The organism is Streptomyces sp. NPDC047130 (assembly GCF_040643475.1).
Lineage (GTDB): Bacteria > Actinomycetota > Actinomycetes > Streptomycetales > Streptomycetaceae > Streptomyces.
This window is the reverse complement of sequence record NZ_JBEYUK010000004.1, coordinates 168,234-185,853: the sequence shown is the minus strand read 5'-3', so window position 1 is coordinate 185,853 and position 17,620 is coordinate 168,234. Positions and strand designations below refer to the sequence as shown.

The window sequence follows — 17,620 nt, the reverse complement described above, 5'->3', positions numbered from 1 at the left end:
GTCAGCCGTTCCAGCCGAGGCTTGTGTGGATCCTCCTGCTGAGACCGTCCAGCGGCGCGTTGTCCTCGCGGACCAGTTTCCGCAGCTGGAAGGCGAGGTGCAGCCCGAAGTGCTCGGCGTCCGTCTCCTCCTCGTCGTCGCGCGCGGCCCGCGCCGCGGTGAGGAGCGCCTCGGCGAGCTCCGGGTCCGTGCGGCCGATGGACCGCGCCGCGGCGGTGACCTCCTCCGGGGAGGCGTGCGCCTTGCACTCCCCGACGTGCATGTGCCACAGCTCGTGCCCGAAGATCACGAGCCGGTGGTCGGGCCGTGCGGTGGCCTCGACGATGACGATGTCCCGGTCCGGCAGGCGGACCCAGAACCCGGACGCCGTGTCGTGGGGGAAGTGCTCGACGCGCACCTCCACGGGCCGGGCGACGATCCGCTCCATGCGCCCGCGCAGCAGCTCGATCAGCGCCATCGGGTCCGCGGGCAGGGGTCTGGGCAGTCCGCCGACCAACCGTCTCAGCAGGCGGCCCCGTTCCTTCTCGACGCTGCTCACGATCGCGCCCTCCCCCTCCCGTTCGCCGACCCGGCGGCGCCCCGACTCGGCGCGCCGCTCCGACTGTTGCCCGCCGCGCGCCGTCCCCGCGCCCGGGCCGTCGCTCCGTGCCGTCCGTGTCAGCGGGCGGGGGGCCGGGGCCGCACACGAGCTCACATGCTGCCTTCCCCTCCGGGTCACGGCAACCCGTACCCCGTTGGCGCGAGGGGCAGTTGCCGCCGCGCGAGCAGCCGTACCCGGTGCGCCGCGGCTCCTGGCCCGTCCCGCGGCCCACGAAACCCCGTGCGGCCTCGACGACGCCTGGCGTACGGGCCCGCGGTCGGTCCCCGCGTACCCGCACCCGTCTTGGCAACTTCCCCACCGCTTGGCAAGGTTGCTCCGACTCGATCAGGGACGGGGTGAACGGCGCACAGTGGTCAGGCCCAGGCAGCTCTCCTTACTCGCCGGCGCGCTCCTCCTCGTCGGCCTCGCCGTCCTCCACCCCCGCAAGCCCGACGACATCGTCGACGCGACCCAGTTCAGCATCGCCTTCTTCGCCACGCTCCTCACCGGCGAGGCGGTGATCTTCGCGATCACCTTCTCGGCCGCCAGCTCCTGGCCGTCCCTGAAGGCGATCGACAACCACATCGCCTTCCGCGAGTGGGTGCTCGTCGGCTGGTTCGCGGCGCTCTTCACGGCGTGCGGCCTGCTCGGCGGCATCGAGGAGGCCGCCACCTACGGGGCCCTCCTCTTCATCCTCGCCAACGTCTTCGGCGTCTTCTCCTTCGTCCGCCTCTTCGGTCTCGCCAACATCGGCGGCCGCAACCGCCTCCTCCGGGACACCCTCACCGCCTCGCTGACCCCCGCGGGCAGGCAGCAGGAGCTGGGCGCGTCGGGCAGACAGCTCCAGGACGACCCCACCGTCGCCGCCTACCTCAGCACGGTGAACCTCACGGCGGGTACCAACGACCCCAGCGGCCTCCGCAACCTCGTCCACCAGCTGACCGACGCCCGGATCCCGCCCGCCGCCACCCGCAACGCCGTCGCCCTCCACCTCGACGTGCTGCACAAGCTGTCCCGCGCCGGCCTGGTCAGCGGCGTCGATCCGGTGGTCACCACCACCTGCGCCGAGGAGATCGTCGGCTCGCTGGTCACCCACATCCGGCGGCTCGACGAGCCGGCGCCCGCGCTCGGCGCGCTGAGCCGCTACCTGGCCTGGCTGGCCGGCGCCGCCCACCTGATGTCCGTGCGCGGCATCGCCTCCACCCGCGCGGCTCGGGAGATCGTCGCCTTCAGCACCGACAGCCGCCTCAGGATCCTCCGCCTGGTCGACCCCGATCCCCGCTCGGCCACCGGCCCGGAGGAACTGGGCAGCATCCTGACCGGCCCGGTCCCGCACCTGGCCTGGCTCGCCGACTTCACCGAGTTCCACGGAGCCCACCAGGCCAGCGCCTTCTACGGCGTCCACGAGTACCTGACCGGCACCAAGTTCATGGGCAACTACTGGGACGGCGACTCCGTGCTCGCCCGCCTCCGCGACGCGCTCTACTCCCCCACCGGCCGCCTCCGCACCCACGAGGCGGAGACCACCCGTCAGGTCTTCGGCCCGGTGGAGGAGTACGACCGCTTCTGGACGCTCGTCTCGGTGGGCGCGCTGGCCACCCTGCGCGACACCCGCCATCCACACCCGCCGGAACTGATCCGCCCGGAGTTCACCCCGGACCCTCAGCTCCTCGGCGCGTACGTCCGCTCCTTCGCGAGCCACCGCTGGTTCAGCACGGCCGACGAGGCCCGCGAGGCGCTGCTCCTCCTGATCTCCCACACGGAGCCGCCCGGCTCGGTCCTCAGCCGGATCCGCGAGCTGCAGCGGCGTGCCGACTACCCGGTCCCCGTGCCACGGATCCCTCCGCACCGGCGTCCCGCCGCCCTCGTCCTCGCCGTGGCCTGCCGCCTGGCTCCCCTCGCCCCCGGTGAGCCGGACGCCGAGCTCCGTGCCTTCCTGACCGGTCTGCCGCCCGCCGCGCTGACCGCCACGGCGAAGCTCGCCGCCCGCGTCCTGCCGTCCGGGTCCGCCACCACCAACCCCGTCGACACGGTGGTCGGCGGCCTCTCCGTCCTCCAGCTCGTCGGCGCGCACACCCGAGAGGAGCAGCAGCAGTGACCGCTGTGGACCCGACGGCGTGGCGCGGACGCCTCGACCGGCTGGCCTCCCCCACCGTCACGGAGGCCGTGGTGGTGCAGTGCGGCACCGACTGGCTGCGGCCCGAGCAGGTCGCCTTCCGCAACGAGGTGGACCGGGCGGTGCTCGCCGCCCAGCTGGCCCGGGGCCCCGCACTGACCGTCCACCGCGTGGTCCTCCAGAACCTCCCGGTCGGCCGCCCCACGGACATCGACCCCCGGGCGATGGACGACGCCTTCGACGAGTGGAACCACCGCCTCGCCTCCTCCATCGCCCTCCTCCGCACGCGGGACCACCCCGTCCCCCGCATCCACCGCCTGATCATCCAGGGCGACCAGGCCGGGGCGCCGGTCCCGGATATGGTCGAGATACGCGAAGCGGGCCGGTGGAGCAGCCCCCAACGCGCCGCACAGGCCCTGGGATTGTTCACCGGCGCCGATTCCGGCAACACCACCCCCATGACCAGTTACGACGTCGGCCTGGACGGGCCCTTCGGAGACGCCGACCCGTCGGTCCACATGTGAGCCGCGACGAGAGGGAGACCACGACGTGCCGTACGCCACGGAGACCCCCGAGGACCACGAGTTCCTGCAGCAGGCCATCGCCCTCTCCCGTCACGCCCTGGAGGACGAGGGGAAGACCCCCTTCGGCGCCCTCGTCGTGATCGACGGCGAGATCGTCGGCACCGGCACCAGCTCGGTCGTCGAGCTGCAGGACCCCACCGCCCACGCCGAGGTCATGGCCCTCCGCTCGGCCGGCGCCGCGCTGGGGCGGCACCTCATGGAGGACGCGGTGATGTACTCCAGCAGCGAGCCGTGCCCGATGTGCCTCGTCGCCTGCTACTGGGCCCGCATCCCCCGCCTCGTCTACGCCGCCACCAGCCACGACGCCGCCGTCAACGGCTTCGAGGACCTCCGGTTCTACCGCCAGCTCGCCCTGCCGGCGGCGGAACGGGTGCTGCTGGACGAGGTCGCGGTGGGCGGCGAGGCCAGGGAGGCGGCCGCCGGGGCCCTCTCCGCCTGGGCGGCGAAGCTGCCGTTCGAGGTGGAGCCGAAGCTGTGACCTCCAGCCCGCGTCTTCCCCGCAGCCATCGCCTCAACGTCTTCACCTACAGGTAAGCTCCTTCTGCTTCACTGCACCACCGAGGGGGGAACCTCGTGCGCACGCGCAAACGCAAGACCACTCCGGGCCCTGTGGGACAGCCATGGGCTGACAACGCCAAGAGCGTCGCCAGTCCGGTATCCGTGAAGCCGCCAGCTCCGCCAAGTTGCCGCGACTGACCCCCTGATCAGACGCGCCACGTCGCCGAACCCTCTCGCCGCCAGTCCCGGCATCCACCGGGCTGCCCTGCAGACTGCTTCAGCCTCCGTAGCGCCCTGTTCGCTCTTCACCAGCAGGATCCAGCAGGACGGACGACGCGGCCCCGGGCACTCGTCTCTCCTGTGCGCCCCGGAAGTAGAGACCACATGACCTATCGCCCCTCCGACGACTGGCAGTACGACGTACCGACCAGCGGAAGCAAGCGCCTGCCGCCTGCGCCCCGGTCTGTGGAGTCGCTGAGCCATCAGGGGTACAGCTTCGAAGCAGCCATCGCGGACCTGATCGACAACTCGATCGATGCTGGCGCGACCAAGGTCGTCATCAGTTTCCTCCGGGACGGCGACCGCCTCGTCAGCTTGCTGATCATTGATGACGGCCGAGGCATGGATGAAGCCGGCCTCGACGTGGCGATGACGGTCGGCGGCCAGAGTGAATACGCTCCGGACGCCTTGGGGCACTTCGGCGCGGGTCTCAAGGCCGCGTCCCTGTCCCACGCTGACTCCTTCTCGGTGATCAGCCGCACCAAGCGCAGCCCCTCGGCCGGCCGTCGCCTGCTCACCTCGGCCGCGCAGACCGACTTCACCTGCGACATCGTCGACGCACGCTACTGCCAGGACCTGGTCGACCGGTACGACGGCGTCATCGAGTGGCACGGCACGATCGTTCGCTGGGACGGCGTGCGAGCGTTCCAGACGGTGACCACCGGGCAGACGGACCGCTTCCTGATGGAGGCGCTGCACAAGCTGGAAACCCACATCGGGCTTCACTTCCACCGCTTCCTCTCACGGGACGACTTCCACATCGACGTCGTGGTCGAGGATGTGCACACCCGCGAAGAACTCAGCCACGACGGCATCGAGCCGATCGACCCCTTTGGCTACCGAGTGCCGGGCCGCAAGGGCTATCCGCGCGTCTTCACCGCTCCCATTGAGAAGGTCGGCGACCTCCCTATGACGGCCCACATCTGGCCGCCGAAGTCCGGGCTCGTTTCCTTCAAGGGCATCGGTCCGGTCGCCGAGCGTCAGGGCTTCTACATCTACCGCAACGACCGCCTTGTCCAGGCAGGCGGCTGGAACAACACGCGGGCCCCGGAAACTCACCACAGCCTCGCGCGCGTCGCCGTCGACCTTCCCTCCTTCGACAACGACGTCTTCAGCCTCACCGTGAAGAAGGACGGCGTCGAGGTGACGCCGGCGTTCGCCCGCGGCCTTGAAAAGGCCGCGGACGCTGAGGGCACCACGTTCGGCACCTTCCTGAAGGAGGCCGAAGCCACATACCGGGACGCCGCGCGCCGGACCTCGGAGGTCAAGCGGCCCGAGGTCATCCCGCCCGGCAAGGGCCTGGACCCGAAACTGAAGCGCACGCTGAAGGACGAACTCCCGCAGGACGACACCGAACAGTCCATCGCCTTCCGCTGGGAGAGCCTCCCGGCTGACCAGCTCTTCTCCATCGACCGGGCGGAGCACGTCGTCCGTCTGAACAAGAAGTACCGTCAGGCCTTCAGCGGGGACCGCCGCGGCGGCTCCAACGATGCTCCGGTCCTCAAGGCGACGCTCTACATGCTCTTGGAGAAGAACTTCCGCATGGGCCGCTCCAGCGCACAGCGCGACGACGAGATGGCGCTGTGGAACAGCGTCCTGCTCTCCGCCGCGCACTGCGAAATAGCCCGTTACGAGTCCGGCGCTGACGGACAGGACTGAGGACACCCCATGACTGACAAGCTCTACAGCGTTCACCAGGCGGTCCTCGGTGCGATGGACCAGACCGGGCCGCTTCCGTTCGAGGGGATCGCGGCGGCTCTGGCGGGCGCCATCGGCGCACCGGAATACGCGACCCTGAACCCGATGCTGGACCGGTTGAACAGCGCCGAGCCGGGTGACCCTCTCGCAACGCTGTGGAATCACTACCTGACCCGCTGGGATTTCGACGAGCACGCCACCTGGTCCGCCTTTCCGGCCCGGACCGACGAACGCCGTGCGGACGCCTACGCGAAGCTCGGCCTCCCTGAGGGCATCCGCACGGTGCTCAACGACCAGTGCGCCATTTTCAAGGCCGCCGGCCCGGTGGTCATCAGCAAGGACGCCGCCTTTGAGCCCTGGTTCATGCTCGACGGATCGCCGTCGCGTCCCCCCTTCTACTGGAAAGCGTACGAGAACCTTCTCCGCGACAAGGGCTGGTCGCCGGATGCCATCGCCAGCCTCGACCAGGCCGCGCGCAGCATCGTGGAGCGGCTGGCCGACCCGACGCGGGAGGATCCGTACGGCGCCCGTGGTCTAGTGGTCGGTTACGTCCAGTCCGGCAAGACCGCCAATTTCACTGGGGTGATCGCCAAGGCCATCGACGCCGGATACCGCCTGGTCATCGTCCTCGGGGGCACCCTCAACCTGCTTCGAGGTCAGACTCAGCGCCGGCTTGACATGGAGTTGATCGGCCAGGAGAACATCCTGCGCGGCGCCGACCCGAACGACCCGGACGCCCTGGTCGGCATCGACTACCAGGACGACCCCGACTGGCCCGAGAAGTTCGTCTCGCACGGCGGCCGTCCCTCCATGCTCAACGCCTTCGACATCGAGCGCCTGACCACCAGGGACGACGACTACCGCCAGCTGTTCAGTGGGATCAAGGCACTGGAGATCGGCAAGCACGACCCCAAGAAGCCGCTCTACTCCCCGGAGAACCTGCACCGGGCCTCCGCGCGGGTAATGGTCGTCAAGAAGAACAAGTCAGTCCTGACCAACCTGGTCCAGGACCTCAAGAAGATCGGCCCGCTCCTGGGCGAGATCCCTGCTCTGATCATTGATGACGAATCCGACCAGGCTTCGGTGAACACCATTGATCCCAAGAAGTGGGAGTCGGGCACCGTCCAGCGCACGGCGATCAACCAGCTGATCACCCAGCTCTTGAAGACGCTTCCCCGGGCTCAGTACGTGGGCTACACGGCCACGCCCTTCGCCAACGTCTTCGTCGACCCGTCTGACGAAGAGGACATCTTCCCGAGGGACTTCCTGCTGTCCCTGCCCCGCCCCACGGAGTACATGGGCGTCCAGGAATTCCACGACTTCGACTCCGCCGTCCCCGAGGAGGAACGGACCGTCGCGAACTCCAAGGAGAAGGCACATGTCCGCGGCATCACGGAGAACACGGGCGACCGGCTCCAGGAGGCCATGGACGCCTTCGTACTGACGGGCGCCCTGAAGCTCTACCGCGTCTCCAAGGGCATCCACCAGGGCCCGTTCCGGCACCACACCATGCTGGTGCACGAGTCAGTGCGCACCAGCGAGCACAACGCGCTTGCCGAGCGGTTGATCACCATGTGGCACAACTCCGAGTACACAGGCCCGAATGGGCATGCCCGGCTGGCCAAGCTCTTCGAGAACGACTTCTCCCTCGTCTCCGCCGCTCAGGCTGAGGGTCTTCCCACCCCGTCCTCGTATGAGGAGCTGCGCCCCTTCGTCAGCACGGCACGTCAGATGATCACTCAGGGCGGGACCCCGGTCATCGTGGTGAACGGCGACACAGACCGCTACTTCGCGGAACTCGACCTCGACTTCGACCGCACTGACCACGTGTGGAAGATTCTGGTCGGCGGCACGAAGCTCTCCCGCGGCTTCACGGTGGAGGGCCTCACGGTGACCTACTACCGTCGCACGACCCAGCAGGCGGACACTCTCATGCAGATGGGCCGCTGGTTCGGCTTCCGGCCCAACTACCGGGATCTCGTGCGCCTTTACATCGGGCGCGAGGAAACCGTCGGCAAGAAGACCGTCGACCTGTACGAAGCCTTTGAGGCCATCTGCCTCGATGAGGAGCACTTCCGCGCAGAGCTGGCCCGGTACTCCACGCTGGTCGACGGGAAGCCCCAGCTCACCCCGGCCCAGATCCCGCCTCTGGTGGCCCAGCACCTGCCTGGCGTCCGCCCGTCCGCACGGAACAAGATGTTCAACGCGGAACTGGTCGAGATCCGGTCCCCGGGACGTCCGATCGAGCCGGCCGCCTTCCCCTACGACAAGGCGATGACCGCACGCAACACCGAACGGTGGGAGCCGGTACTGAAGACGCTCAGCGGCACGGAGGTCTGTCAGCTGCTCCCTGACAGCACTACTCCGCTCGCGAGGACTTTCCAGGCGGCGTCCACAGTGGTGGATCACGCGCAACTGCTCAGCATCCTGAGCTCGCTGGAGTGGGAGCACGGCAATGTTCTCGCGCCACACCTGACGTACCTGGCACAGCTGGACGGGCGCCTGGCCAAGGTCGACGACTGGCTGGTGCTCGCGCCGCACAGGACAGCCCGGAAGCGGATAGAGGCCACCATCCTCGGGCACGGGCCCTTCTCGCTGTCCCGGCGCAGCCGACAGGACGGGAAGGCCTCCTTCGGCCGTATTTCCGGCATGGAGCACCGGGCCTACGCCCAGTGGCTGATCGACCAGGCAGAGGCGGGCGAAGCTGTCACGGGCGGTCTGGGACAGCACCGAGGCGTGGTCCTGCTCTACCCGGTCGTGGAGGCCAGCAGCGACGCGGAAGTGAACGCGGCTGCCGCGGACGGGACCATCGATCCCTCCAAGGTGATCACAGCGTTCACTGTGATCCCCCCGCGTGCGGCGATCGACTCCAAGCGGCAGCTCGTGCGCTTCCAGGCCAAGGACTCAAGCCAGCCGGACGCGGTGATCATCGACGCGCCGGGTTCCTGATCCGGATGGCCGTGGTGTGGTCCCGGCGATACACCGGGTCCACACCACGGTTTTGGGATCTGCGCTTTTGCGTTTCCGCCGCGGACTCCGATACACAGTCTCCGAGAACGTCCCGTTCCCCTTCTTCACGACGGAGGGCGCCGGGGCGCACCACTGGCAGGGGGAATCCATGCTTCCGTTCGATGAAGATCTCGGCGCCGCCGCCTACATCTCGGCATCTGCGTCCTCAGCCGTTGATCCGGAGCTGGTCAAGGTCCGCGATCAGATCCTGTCGCTGGACCCCTGTGGTCACCGATTCGCCCGTACGCTTCGCGAGACGATAGACCAGCTTCTCAACGGTGAAGTGACCGGACGCTATGACTGGAAAACCCTCTTCAAGACCGAGAAGACTCATGCCGGAACGCTTGTCGAGATCAATTTGCAGCGGGAATTCGGGTTCGGCGATGGCGTAGAGATGGATTACCGGATCGCCGGGGTCGACGTGGACTGCAAGTTCTCGCAGACATTCGGCAGCTGGATGATTCCCCCGGAAGCACTAGGGCATCTCTGCCTTGTCGTGTGGGCAGATGATTACCAGACACTGTGGAGCGCCGGCCTGGTACGCATTCTCCCCGAGTTGCTGAACGAGGGAAACAACCGCGATCGCAAAATCACCATCAGTGCACGCAACCGCCAGCGCATTCACTGGATCTGGCACCGCGCCCCTCTTCCTGAGAACGTACTTCTCCACCTCCCGCCGGAGACGCGGTCCGCAATTCTTTCTCTGCCCTCAGGGCAACGCCGTGTGAACGAACTGTTCCGCCGGGTGCAACAGAGAAGGATCGGTCGAGGTGTCGTCCGGACGGTAGCCCAGCAGTACGACTATATGGCGCGTATCCGGGAGGCAAAGGGACGGGCCCGGACCGTGCTGCGCGAGGAGGGAATCCTCGTCGTCGGCCACTACGAGAAACACCAGGAAATTGCCCGGACCCTCGGTGTGCCCGTCCCGCGCTCTGGAGAACTGGTCAGTTTCCGGGTCGTCGGCGCCAAAGCTCGTCACGGAGCTTCGCCACGGGTTGTGCTCGACTGCAGGGAATGGGTTCTGGCCGACGACAACGATCCGCAGGAGCCCGGCCCACTGCTTCCCCGTCATACAGCCGGGTAGGACGGCTCTATGACCAGCAGCAGTGACGACTCGGCCGACGAGCCCTCGGGGAAGGACACGCAGTGGGTGCCGCCCCTTGGCTCGTGGGCTTCTTCAGCAGCTCGGCGCAGGAACATGCAGGCGATCCGGAGCCGCGACACCAAGCCTGAGCGTCTGGTGCGGAGCCTGCTCCACGCCCAGGGGCTGCGGTACCGGGTGGCCGCGAAGCCTCTTCCCGGCTTCCGCCGAACCGCGGACATCATCTTCCGGCCGGTCAAGGTGGCCGTCTTCATCGACGGCTGTTACTGGCACGGCTGCCCCGAGCACTACGTCCCGCCCAAGACGAACTCCGGGTACTGGTCCGACAAGGTCCTGCGAAACGTCGCACGCGACCGCGACACCGACGAGCGCCTCAAGGCCGAGGGGTGGACGGTGCTCAGGTTCTGGGAGCACGAGCCCGCAGAGGAAACCGCCGTGGAGATCGCGGCGACGGTCAGCCGCCTCCGGGCGGAACAAACCCGGAGGCGCGTGCCCGATCAGCCTTCCTGAACCTCGGCAGCCGCCACCAGGGCGGCATAGATCTGCTCACCGACAGCCTGGGCGACGGGCGGCGGGAAGGCGTTGCCCACCTGCCGGTAGGCAGCGGTCTTGCGACCGGCGAACTTCCAGTGCTCTGGGAAGCCCTGGATGATGGCCGCCTGGGTCACGGTCAGCTTCGGACCACTGTGCGAGAAGAGATCGCGGTCCGGGTCCTTCATGTCATCAGGCTCATTGGCTACCCCGAGACCACAGACACCCAGAGCCGCCCAGGCCTTCTTCGCCCGCGTGGGTCCGAGATCGGCTCCGCCGTGCTTCTTCGAACCACCGACGATGGTCGGCGCTACACCTTCCAGCGCCTTCTCATACCATTTTTTGAACGCCTCGCCCGCTCGCGCATCATCCACCCGGTTGAAGCGCTCTCGCATCGAGTCCTCAAGGGCTTCGCCCACCGTCACGATTTGCCGCGGCTCGGGAATAGTGGCCTGGAAGTATTTCGCGATGTCACGCTTCACAGCAACGAGAATCGCCCGGGGACGAAGCTGCGGAACGCCATAGTCCTTGGCTTCCAGTAGGCGCCAGTACTGAACTGCATAGCCCAGATCATCGGACTCGAGTTCTTTGGTGATCTCCTCCCGGTACTCCGCGAATTTCGGGTCCAGGATGCCTCGGACGTTCTCAATCATTACGGCTTTGGGTGACAGGTCCCTTGCAAGCCTGATCATCTCGGGGAAAAGATCACGTTCGTCGTCCCGGCCGAGCTGCTTGCCGGCGACGGAGAATGGCGGGCACGGGACGCCGCCAGCAAGAAGGTCAAGCTCCCCGGGAACCAGCCCCAGCGTCATGGGGTCGAACTCCTTGAGGTCGGCCTGGATGACCTTGCAGCCAGACCATTCCGGGTGCGTCTCGATATTGTCCCGGAGGGTCTGACAGGCATCCCTGTCGATCTCAATCAGCGCCTCATGCTTGAAGCCCGCATTGTGGAGTCCGACGGCCTGGCCGCCAGCGCCAGCGCAGATCTCGACCGAGGTGAACCTGAGTTCGTTGGTGCGGGCCATGCCCTCTCCTTACAACCATGCAGCGGCAGGCACACTCTGCACTCGCCGTCACCGAGGGTGACACACCTCACTGACAACGGGCTTCGCTGAGCCAGCGGTCCGCTGAACGCCTCTGGCCGACACCCGGCTGGTCGCTTCAGGATGCCCGAGCGCGTCCGGACACGCTCGGGACACTTTAGTCGCCTCACGCACCAGCGTCGGCAGGCTGGTCGCGCCCAAGCCTGCCGACACCGCCTGACATCAGGCCGTGCCTTCTCCCAGGTGCGCAAGCAGCGCCCGGATGTCTCCGGAGTCCATGCCCGCGCTTTCAGGTTCTTCTTCCTGCAGATCCCCCAGTTGCTGGACGGAAGGGTCGTCGAGAATCCGCCCCATGAAGTCGAGCTTCTCCTCAAGCCGCATGGCGACCACCTCATCCAGGGTGCCACGGGCGGCTAGGACAGTGACCCTTGTCTCAGTGCCCGGGGGGAGCCCGAGCCTGTGAATGCGGTCGAGGCTCTGGAGGTAGCGGCCGGCCATGAAGTCCCGGTCCACGTAGACGGCGTCATGACAGATCTGGTGGAGACTGATCCCCTCGCCCAAGGTCGCCGGATTGGATATCAGCACCTGGCACGTCGGATCGCTCCGAAAGCGCCGGATCTCCTCCTCCCTGTCCTCCGTGCCGCCGTACACCGATGCTGGCGAGTAGGGCGCAAGAAGCCGCTGCAGCGTCGTGAGACTCCGGACAAACCCCGTCCACACCAGGGTCTTCCTGCCTTGCGCCGCGTTGGCGGCCACGATCTTGACCGCTTCCTCGTACTTCGGGGAGATCTCGTAGTGCGGCAGGTTCTTCAGAAGCTCGTAGAGCGAGTCCCCGGGCGACGGTTCCAGAGGCGGCACGAGGTAGTCGAGCGGCTCGTAGCGCGTTTCCCCCTCGGCGAGCAGCGCTGGGCTGATGGCGGCCATCAGCATGCGAAGCATCGCCTTCCCCAGAGAGTCCAGTTCCCCGGGCCTGGCCGACGGATTGCCCTTGAGCGCCTCATACACCTCGCGGTGGTAGGGGGGCAGATCCACATAGCGGATCTTCGGTTCGAAAGGAGGGAGCCCCAGTTCCTTCTTGGTGGTGCGAGTGAAGAGCGGCCGCAGTACGGAGCTGGCATAGGCGAGGTCGCCGCCGTTCACCGCCTCGGTCACCACACGCTTGCCGTGTCCCGGCCATACGAAGGAGAGCAGGCTCTCCAGGTCACGAGCACCATTCGGCGCCGGTGTACCCGTGAGGATCAGACGACGCTGTGCGAGAGGTCCGAGAGACAGGCAGGCCGCCCCGTACGCCCCTCGTGCGCCCAGCTTCATCCTGTGTGCTTCATCCAGGACGACCATCGCGGGCGCGGCGCGGAGCCACGCCGCAAGGCTGGCCGTGTGCCGGCTGAGCCGTTCGTAGTTGACCAGCACCAGCTCGGTTCCGGCCTCCGGGAGGGAAGTCATCACCTCAGTGCGCAACGGTTCCTTGAAGCACTCGTCCACCTCGGACTGCCACGCTTCGTACGCCGACTTCGGGCAGACGACCAGCATCCGCCGGACCTCCCCGCGTGCCCGCATGGCAGCGAAGAGGGCGAGGGCTACTCGTGTCTTGCCGGCCCCCGGAACGCTGAAGTTCGCGCCATGCCTCAGCTCCAGCAGCCGCGCGACATCCCTGCGCTGGAACGCAGTGAGATCACCGGTCCAATGTGGGCCGAGCAGCTCATCAAGCTCTCCGGGAGCAGACGGAGCCGGTACCGGGCCTTCTGAGGGAGCGCTGAGCCTCTGCTCGGCGGTAGCCGCGTCGTCCAGCACGCTCGTGACCACGGCGGCCAGGGACTCATCCCAGACCACATCGGCGTAGGGCCAGGCTCCCAGCTCATTGAGGCCGACCAGAAACTCGTCGAGCTCGATTTCCGCGGAAAGCCGACTGCGCTGGCCGCCCACGGAGATGCGGGCGGCCAGCGCCGAGAAGTCCTGCTGCAGGCCTTCCCTGGCGCGGAGCGCGACGCGTGTCCTGCTCGCGTCGAAGCCCAGACGGAGCGAGGGCTCAGAGGACTCACTCACCGGAATCACCCCTGTGACTTCGTCACGCTGCGGAGCCAGGTCAGCCCTTCGTCGGGAAGCGGAATGCTCTTCCCGGCTTCCACCGCAAGGCGGTGCATCACTGAGCGGAGGCTGAGCAGGGCGTCATCGAAAGCCCCCTCGTCGAGGCTGCCTTTGCCTCGGGCCATCACCAGATCCGTGATGCACTGCTCCAAGCTCTTGCATGCCTCGGTGACCCGGTCGGGAGCGGCCTGCCGCTTCTTGCGGAGCCGGACGTCCTTGCCTGCGAAGACCACGGCCTCCTCGAAGACGGCCTTCAGATCGTCGACGGTCTTAGCGGCCTCCACGGCCTCGGGGGGCGCCTCTTTCCCGCGCCCCACCTGGACCGCCTTGGCCTTGAGCACGTAATCCGTGAGCGCCCGGGCGCTGGCGAGTTCTGCACCACTCGCCTGCACGGTCCGGTTGAGCCCGGGAATGGTGACAGCGGCGGGAGCCTGAGCCGCTGTCGCCTTCTTTACCGAATCGGGGAGCCGCTGGTCGAGATACTGTGCGTGGAACTTCGGTCCGATGAAACGGACGTCGGTCTTGGAGAAGTTAAGAGCGATCGCCACCAGCCGGGCTTCCTTCAGCAGGTCAGCCTGTTCCTTGTTTTTGGCGTGTTCCTTCGTGTAGGCGCGGTAGAGCTCGAACAGCTTCTCCTTCGCCTCCTCGAAGTCCATCAGACGCAGTTTGCGGCCGCTCTGCTCACTGCGGTCGATCAGCTCCCGCAGCTGGTTCAGAATCCAGATGTCCCGCTCGCAGGCGGGAGAAGTGGTGTGGAACTCCTTGGCGACCTCACTGATGTGCCTGCCGGAGGCCAGCTGCTCATCCAGCGCAAGCAGGTGGTTGATGTAGGAATATTCCCGGCGACGGTCTGGACGCAGCTGCAGCGACAGTTCGACGGCGTGAATGTCCGCCCACGTCGTCGAGGCCGGCAGCACTCCCACGCGGATACTGTCGAAGCCCAGCTCCTTGAGCGCGGCCCTGCGGGTGTTGCCGTTGACGAGGATTCCGTCCCGGGTGATGAGTCCGGGCTCAAGCTGCTTGTGATCCCGCAGGCTGTCGAGCAGATCACGGAACCTCGGGTCTTCCTTGGACGGGTCTGAGGGGAGCGCCTTCAGCAACTCATGGAGATACGCCTGGCTTTCGCCCCGCCAGGGCGCCTTCTGGAGGAGCCCGTCCTGCTCGGGGTCGTGGCTGCGCTGTGCACGGATCCGGTGAGTGCCCGGGTTATAGAAGAGGCGGTGGACGGGCATGTCGATGACCTCAACATGCCGGGGCTGCCCCCGGAACTCTACGGTCAGGGTCTCTGGGACACCTTGTCCGTCGTGCACATCCTTCAGTCGCTGCTCGACGGTTTCGCGGATCTCATGTGCTTCCGGTGGCGTGCCGAAGTCGGTCTGCATGAGTCAGAAGTCTCTCTAAGTCAGTAGCGGGAGCGGCTGGTGAGGTGCTGAGCCGGCGGGGCGGAGACCAGGCTAGGCACCGCCACCGCCCCGCCGGCCCTAGGTGGTCAGCAGAGGGCGTCCTTCACGTGCTGGCGGGCCTCAGCCGGCAGCGAGCGGTAATCAGCCCAAATCCTCTCCAGCTCGCTGAGGTGGCGCGCGTCGTCCACCACCCAGCCGGCGAGGATCTTCTTCTCGTACGCCGGCAGCAGGTTGATGCGGCTCAGCAGATCATCGACGTTGGCCACCAGATTCCTGTTGCCGATCCGGCAGCGGTTGCACTCGATGACGAGCTGCATCTCGATCTGGCCGTTGGGCAGCCTGACCTGACGGCGGGCCACGTCGAGCTGGGAGGTGGCGTCCGTACCGACGTAGGTCTCGCCGGGACCGATGCCGCACGAACGGCACATGTGCCCGTCGCGCATCAGCACCTCGTGACGCTGGGCCGCGGTGATCGTTCCGCCGGTCTTGCGCGTCCCCTTGCCCGGCTCCCACACGGCGATCCCCTGGGCGACGAAGCGGTGCTGGTCCGCCTCAAGCTCGTCGTCCTCACGGTTGGTGTCGATCTTCCACTCGAAGTCCCGCAGGTCCCGCATCCGCCGGTCGACCTGCGAGACACCCTGGAACGTCTCACGCAACTGATTCTTCGTGAACGTGTTCCCCACGCCCACCACCTGCACCAGCCAGAGCGCCACGCGCTTCATCGTCCCCAGCGTCTGGTCCTCCCAGGACGGCATGGTCACCTTGCATCTCCTCTCAGGTGCCAGCGGCCTGGGCGGCCGGGCACCAAGTGGGTCGACCGCCAGGCGGTGGTCGAGACTCGGTGTTTCAACTCAAGGGCATGGAGGAGGGGCAAGGAAAGGCCTCTGTGTTCCGTGCGAAGGGTGGAACACAGAAACACTCCCCAATTGTCAGTGGCACCTCTGATGATGAGCCAAGTCCACGTTCTGACCAGCTGGGGGGAAAGAATGCCTAGATTGGGACGCTATTCACCACTTGACGATGGCCTGAAGCCCGCACGCCGAGAGCTGGCAGAGAGCCTCCGCCGCCTCAGGCAGGACTCCCTGCGGGGGTGGAGTCAGCAGAAGATCGCCCAGGAGTGCCATACGAGCAAGCCGAGGGTTTCCTGCCTGTTCAGCGGCCAGGGGGCTGTGCACAAGGACGTCCTGCATCTCTTTCACGCATTGGCAGCACAGACCGCCTCGCCAGAACCGCCCTTCTGCACCGTGGACGAGCTCGAGGAGATGCGCTTGGCCGTGGTGCGCGAGGATTGCCAGACGCAAGCGGAAGAGGAACTCGAGCAGGCAAGACGCCTGGTGGGAAGCATCAGCGAAGAGGCGGCCGGAGGCCGCCGGAGACTCCAGCGCCGACGCGTCAGGATCCGCCGCCACCGCCCCCTGCCGCGGGGCCGTCACCGTTCCACTCGCGCAACTCGGCGTGATGCGCGCGCCGCGGCCGCCATGGCGATCAGGCCGGCCGCTGATCCCGCCCTGCCTGAGACGGGCGTGGTGCCGGTCCCCCTGCTGGAGGGGGACCGGCACCACACTGGGACACCAGCCGTCGAGTGGCCGGGACTCTCCGACCTCCGGAAGCGCCTCGCGACGGGCCGAGCTGAGGACGTGGCCGGCCTCGTGCGGCATACCGGCCTCACAGCTGCCCCAGATCAGACCGCTGCGGCTCTCGCGGCATGCGAGTCAACCGGTCTCGAGGAGATCGTTACGGGGCTCGTGCAGCAGGCGGTGTTCCGCCCCGACAAGGACTTGATCATCATCCTGCAGAATCTTCACACCTTGGGCCGTCACCGCCTGGTGGGACGCATCCTGGAATGGGCCAGGGAGGCGGGCCCAGCCAGCGCCGCGTGATCAGTCCGTCGCCAGACCGCTTTCCACCTCGAACCGGAGCTGTGCACGGTCCAGAGCAGCATCCGCGTCGCGTCCGTGAGCCGAGAGCCAGTTGAGGAGGTCAGCGATAAGGCCGATCGCGGCCGCCTCCGCCACCGCCCGACCGGGTGGTCCTCCATCCGGCAACACCGCGTGATGTGACAGGCGCTGGGCAAGTGCGGACTCGGCTCGCTGGACGCCAGGACTTGTTACGTGCTGGTCCCCCGCGAGAAGTCCTGTAGCCAGTTCGCACCAGGTGACCTTGCCCTCCGGCCGGCGTTCGACACCCCACCCGGAGGACAACGCCTCTACCAGGCGCAGCCCGCGGCCCGACTCGTCTTCACGGTCTGACTGCCCGACCGCCGGCAAGGCACTTCTTCCGGAATCCTGCACCTCGATGCGCAGGAATGTGCCCCGCACCGACACCGCGAGCAGGGCGGCTGTCCCCTCCCCAACGTGCTCGATGACTTTGGAGACCAGTTCGGAGACGCAGACCTGGGCGGCGTCGGCCAGGCCGGACAGGCCCCATAGCTCGAGATGGAGACGCATGACCCGACGCAGGCCGGCAACCTCACGTGGCTCCGCCAGAAAAGGGATCTCCCACGGCTTCCTCGGCATAGATGCCGCACACTCCATGACCATGCCCCCTCTGCGCACATGTCACGCTGTGCACTCGTTCATGTACATACAGTTGCACTGCCGGGGTCGAAAATGGAACTCTCATTTCGCAACCGGGGTTGCGTGGCAAGACGCTGCGCGCCCCCCGGCGCGTACGGCCTTGCCCCGGCAGCAGG

The 17,620-nt window shown here is 67.2% G+C and carries 14 protein-coding genes; 8 read left to right on the top strand and 6 right to left on the bottom strand.

From position 1 onward, the window contains the following. Window position 1: 1 nt before the first annotated feature. Window positions 2-538 (bottom strand): toxin-antitoxin system, toxin component, encoded by a 537-nt coding sequence (locus tag ABZ836_RS08165; protein WP_361140565.1) that lies wholly within the window; start codon window positions 536-538, stop codon window positions 2-4. A 412-nt stretch (window positions 539-950) separates the two neighbouring features. On the opposite strand from ABZ836_RS08165, the gene ABZ836_RS08160 reads away from it, so the two are divergent. From ABZ836_RS08160 to ABZ836_RS08130, 7 genes are all read left to right on the top strand, one after another. Beyond that, on the top strand, window positions 951-2,678 hold the full coding sequence (locus ABZ836_RS08160) for a hypothetical protein (RefSeq protein ID WP_361140562.1): 1,728 nt from the start codon (window positions 951-953) through the stop codon (window positions 2,676-2,678). Continuing rightward, on the top strand, window positions 2,675-3,220 hold the full coding sequence (locus tag ABZ836_RS08155; protein WP_361140559.1) for a hypothetical protein: 546 nt from the start codon (window positions 2,675-2,677) through the stop codon (window positions 3,218-3,220). The genes ABZ836_RS08160 and ABZ836_RS08155 overlap by 4 nt, the downstream gene beginning before the upstream one ends. Before the next feature lie 25 nt (window positions 3,221-3,245). Continuing rightward, entirely contained in the window at window positions 3,246-3,758 is a 513-nt protein-coding gene (locus tag ABZ836_RS08150) for a nucleoside deaminase (RefSeq protein ID WP_361140556.1), read from the top strand. Window positions 3,759-4,162: 404 nt separating this feature from the next. Next, window positions 4,163-5,716: an ATP-binding protein gene (locus ABZ836_RS08145; RefSeq protein ID WP_361140553.1), complete on the top strand. Its 1,554-nt coding sequence runs from the start codon at window positions 4,163-4,165 to the stop codon at window positions 5,714-5,716. Window positions 5,717-5,725: 9 nt separating this feature from the next. Continuing rightward, window positions 5,726-8,704 carry a Z1 domain-containing protein gene (locus tag ABZ836_RS08140; protein ID WP_361140550.1) on the top strand — a complete coding sequence of 993 codons (2,979 nt, stop codon included), beginning with the start codon at window positions 5,726-5,728 and terminating at the stop codon, window positions 8,702-8,704. 169 nt (window positions 8,705-8,873) lie between these two features. Then, complete coding sequence (locus ABZ836_RS08135) at window positions 8,874-9,848, top strand: NaeI family type II restriction endonuclease (RefSeq protein WP_361140548.1); 975 nt, start codon at window positions 8,874-8,876, stop codon at window positions 9,846-9,848. A gap of 9 nt (window positions 9,849-9,857) precedes the next feature. Continuing rightward, a complete protein-coding gene (locus tag ABZ836_RS08130) occupies window positions 9,858-10,376 on the top strand; it encodes a very short patch repair endonuclease (protein ID WP_361140545.1) in 519 nt (172 codons plus the stop codon). On the opposite strand, the gene ABZ836_RS08125 is transcribed toward ABZ836_RS08130, so the two are convergent. From ABZ836_RS08125 to ABZ836_RS08110, 4 genes are all read right to left on the bottom strand, one after another. After that, window positions 10,364-11,422: a DNA cytosine methyltransferase gene (locus ABZ836_RS08125; protein ID WP_356134337.1), complete on the bottom strand. Its 1,059-nt coding sequence runs from the start codon at window positions 11,420-11,422 to the stop codon at window positions 10,364-10,366. The genes ABZ836_RS08130 and ABZ836_RS08125 overlap by 13 nt on opposite strands. Window positions 11,423-11,662: 240 nt before the next feature. After that, on the bottom strand, window positions 11,663-13,483 hold the full coding sequence (locus tag ABZ836_RS08120) for a DEAD/DEAH box helicase (protein WP_361140543.1): 1,821 nt from the start codon (window positions 13,481-13,483) through the stop codon (window positions 11,663-11,665). Window positions 13,484-13,488: 5 nt separating this feature from the next. Beyond that, window positions 13,489-14,907 carry a ParB/RepB/Spo0J family partition protein gene (locus tag ABZ836_RS08115; protein ID WP_361140540.1) on the bottom strand — a complete coding sequence of 473 codons (1,419 nt, stop codon included), beginning with the start codon at window positions 14,905-14,907 and terminating at the stop codon, window positions 13,489-13,491. 107 nt (window positions 14,908-15,014) lie between these two features. Beyond that, a complete protein-coding gene (locus ABZ836_RS08110) occupies window positions 15,015-15,683 on the bottom strand; it encodes a hypothetical protein (RefSeq protein WP_361140867.1) in 669 nt (222 codons plus the stop codon). A gap of 414 nt (window positions 15,684-16,097) precedes the next feature. Here ABZ836_RS08110 and ABZ836_RS08105 point away from each other — a divergent pair, with 414 nt between their 5' ends. Further along, complete coding sequence (locus ABZ836_RS08105) at window positions 16,098-16,808, top strand: hypothetical protein (protein ID WP_361140537.1); 711 nt, start codon at window positions 16,098-16,100, stop codon at window positions 16,806-16,808. On the opposite strand, the gene ABZ836_RS08100 is transcribed toward ABZ836_RS08105, so the two are convergent. Then, entirely contained in the window at window positions 16,809-17,444 is a 636-nt protein-coding gene (locus ABZ836_RS08100; protein WP_361140534.1) for an ATP-binding protein, read from the bottom strand. Window positions 17,445-17,620 lie beyond the last annotated feature (176 nt).

What these genes read in the sequence shown, in the direction of transcription:
- ABZ836_RS08135 (WP_361140548.1), top strand. Translation starts at nt 8,874, where the DNA reads ATGCTTCCGTTCGATGAAGATCTCGGCGCCGCCGCCTACATCTCGGCA.
- ABZ836_RS08115 (WP_361140540.1), bottom strand. Translation starts at nt 14,907, where the DNA reads ATGCAGACCGACTTCGGCACGCCACCGGAAGCACATGAGATCCGCGAA.
- ABZ836_RS08140 (WP_361140550.1), top strand. Translation starts at nt 5,726, where the DNA reads ATGACTGACAAGCTCTACAGCGTTCACCAGGCGGTCCTCGGTGCGATG.
- ABZ836_RS08100 (WP_361140534.1), bottom strand. Translation starts at nt 17,444, where the DNA reads ATGCCGAGGAAGCCGTGGGAGATCCCTTTTCTGGCGGAGCCACGTGAG.
- ABZ836_RS08145 (WP_361140553.1), top strand. Translation starts at nt 4,163, where the DNA reads ATGACCTATCGCCCCTCCGACGACTGGCAGTACGACGTACCGACCAGC.
- ABZ836_RS08125 (WP_356134337.1), bottom strand. Translation starts at nt 11,422, where the DNA reads ATGGCCCGCACCAACGAACTCAGGTTCACCTCGGTCGAGATCTGCGCT.
- ABZ836_RS08110 (WP_361140867.1), bottom strand. Translation starts at nt 15,683, where the DNA reads ATGCCGTCCTGGGAGGACCAGACGCTGGGGACGATGAAGCGCGTGGCG.
- ABZ836_RS08130 (WP_361140545.1), top strand. Translation starts at nt 9,858, where the DNA reads ATGACCAGCAGCAGTGACGACTCGGCCGACGAGCCCTCGGGGAAGGAC.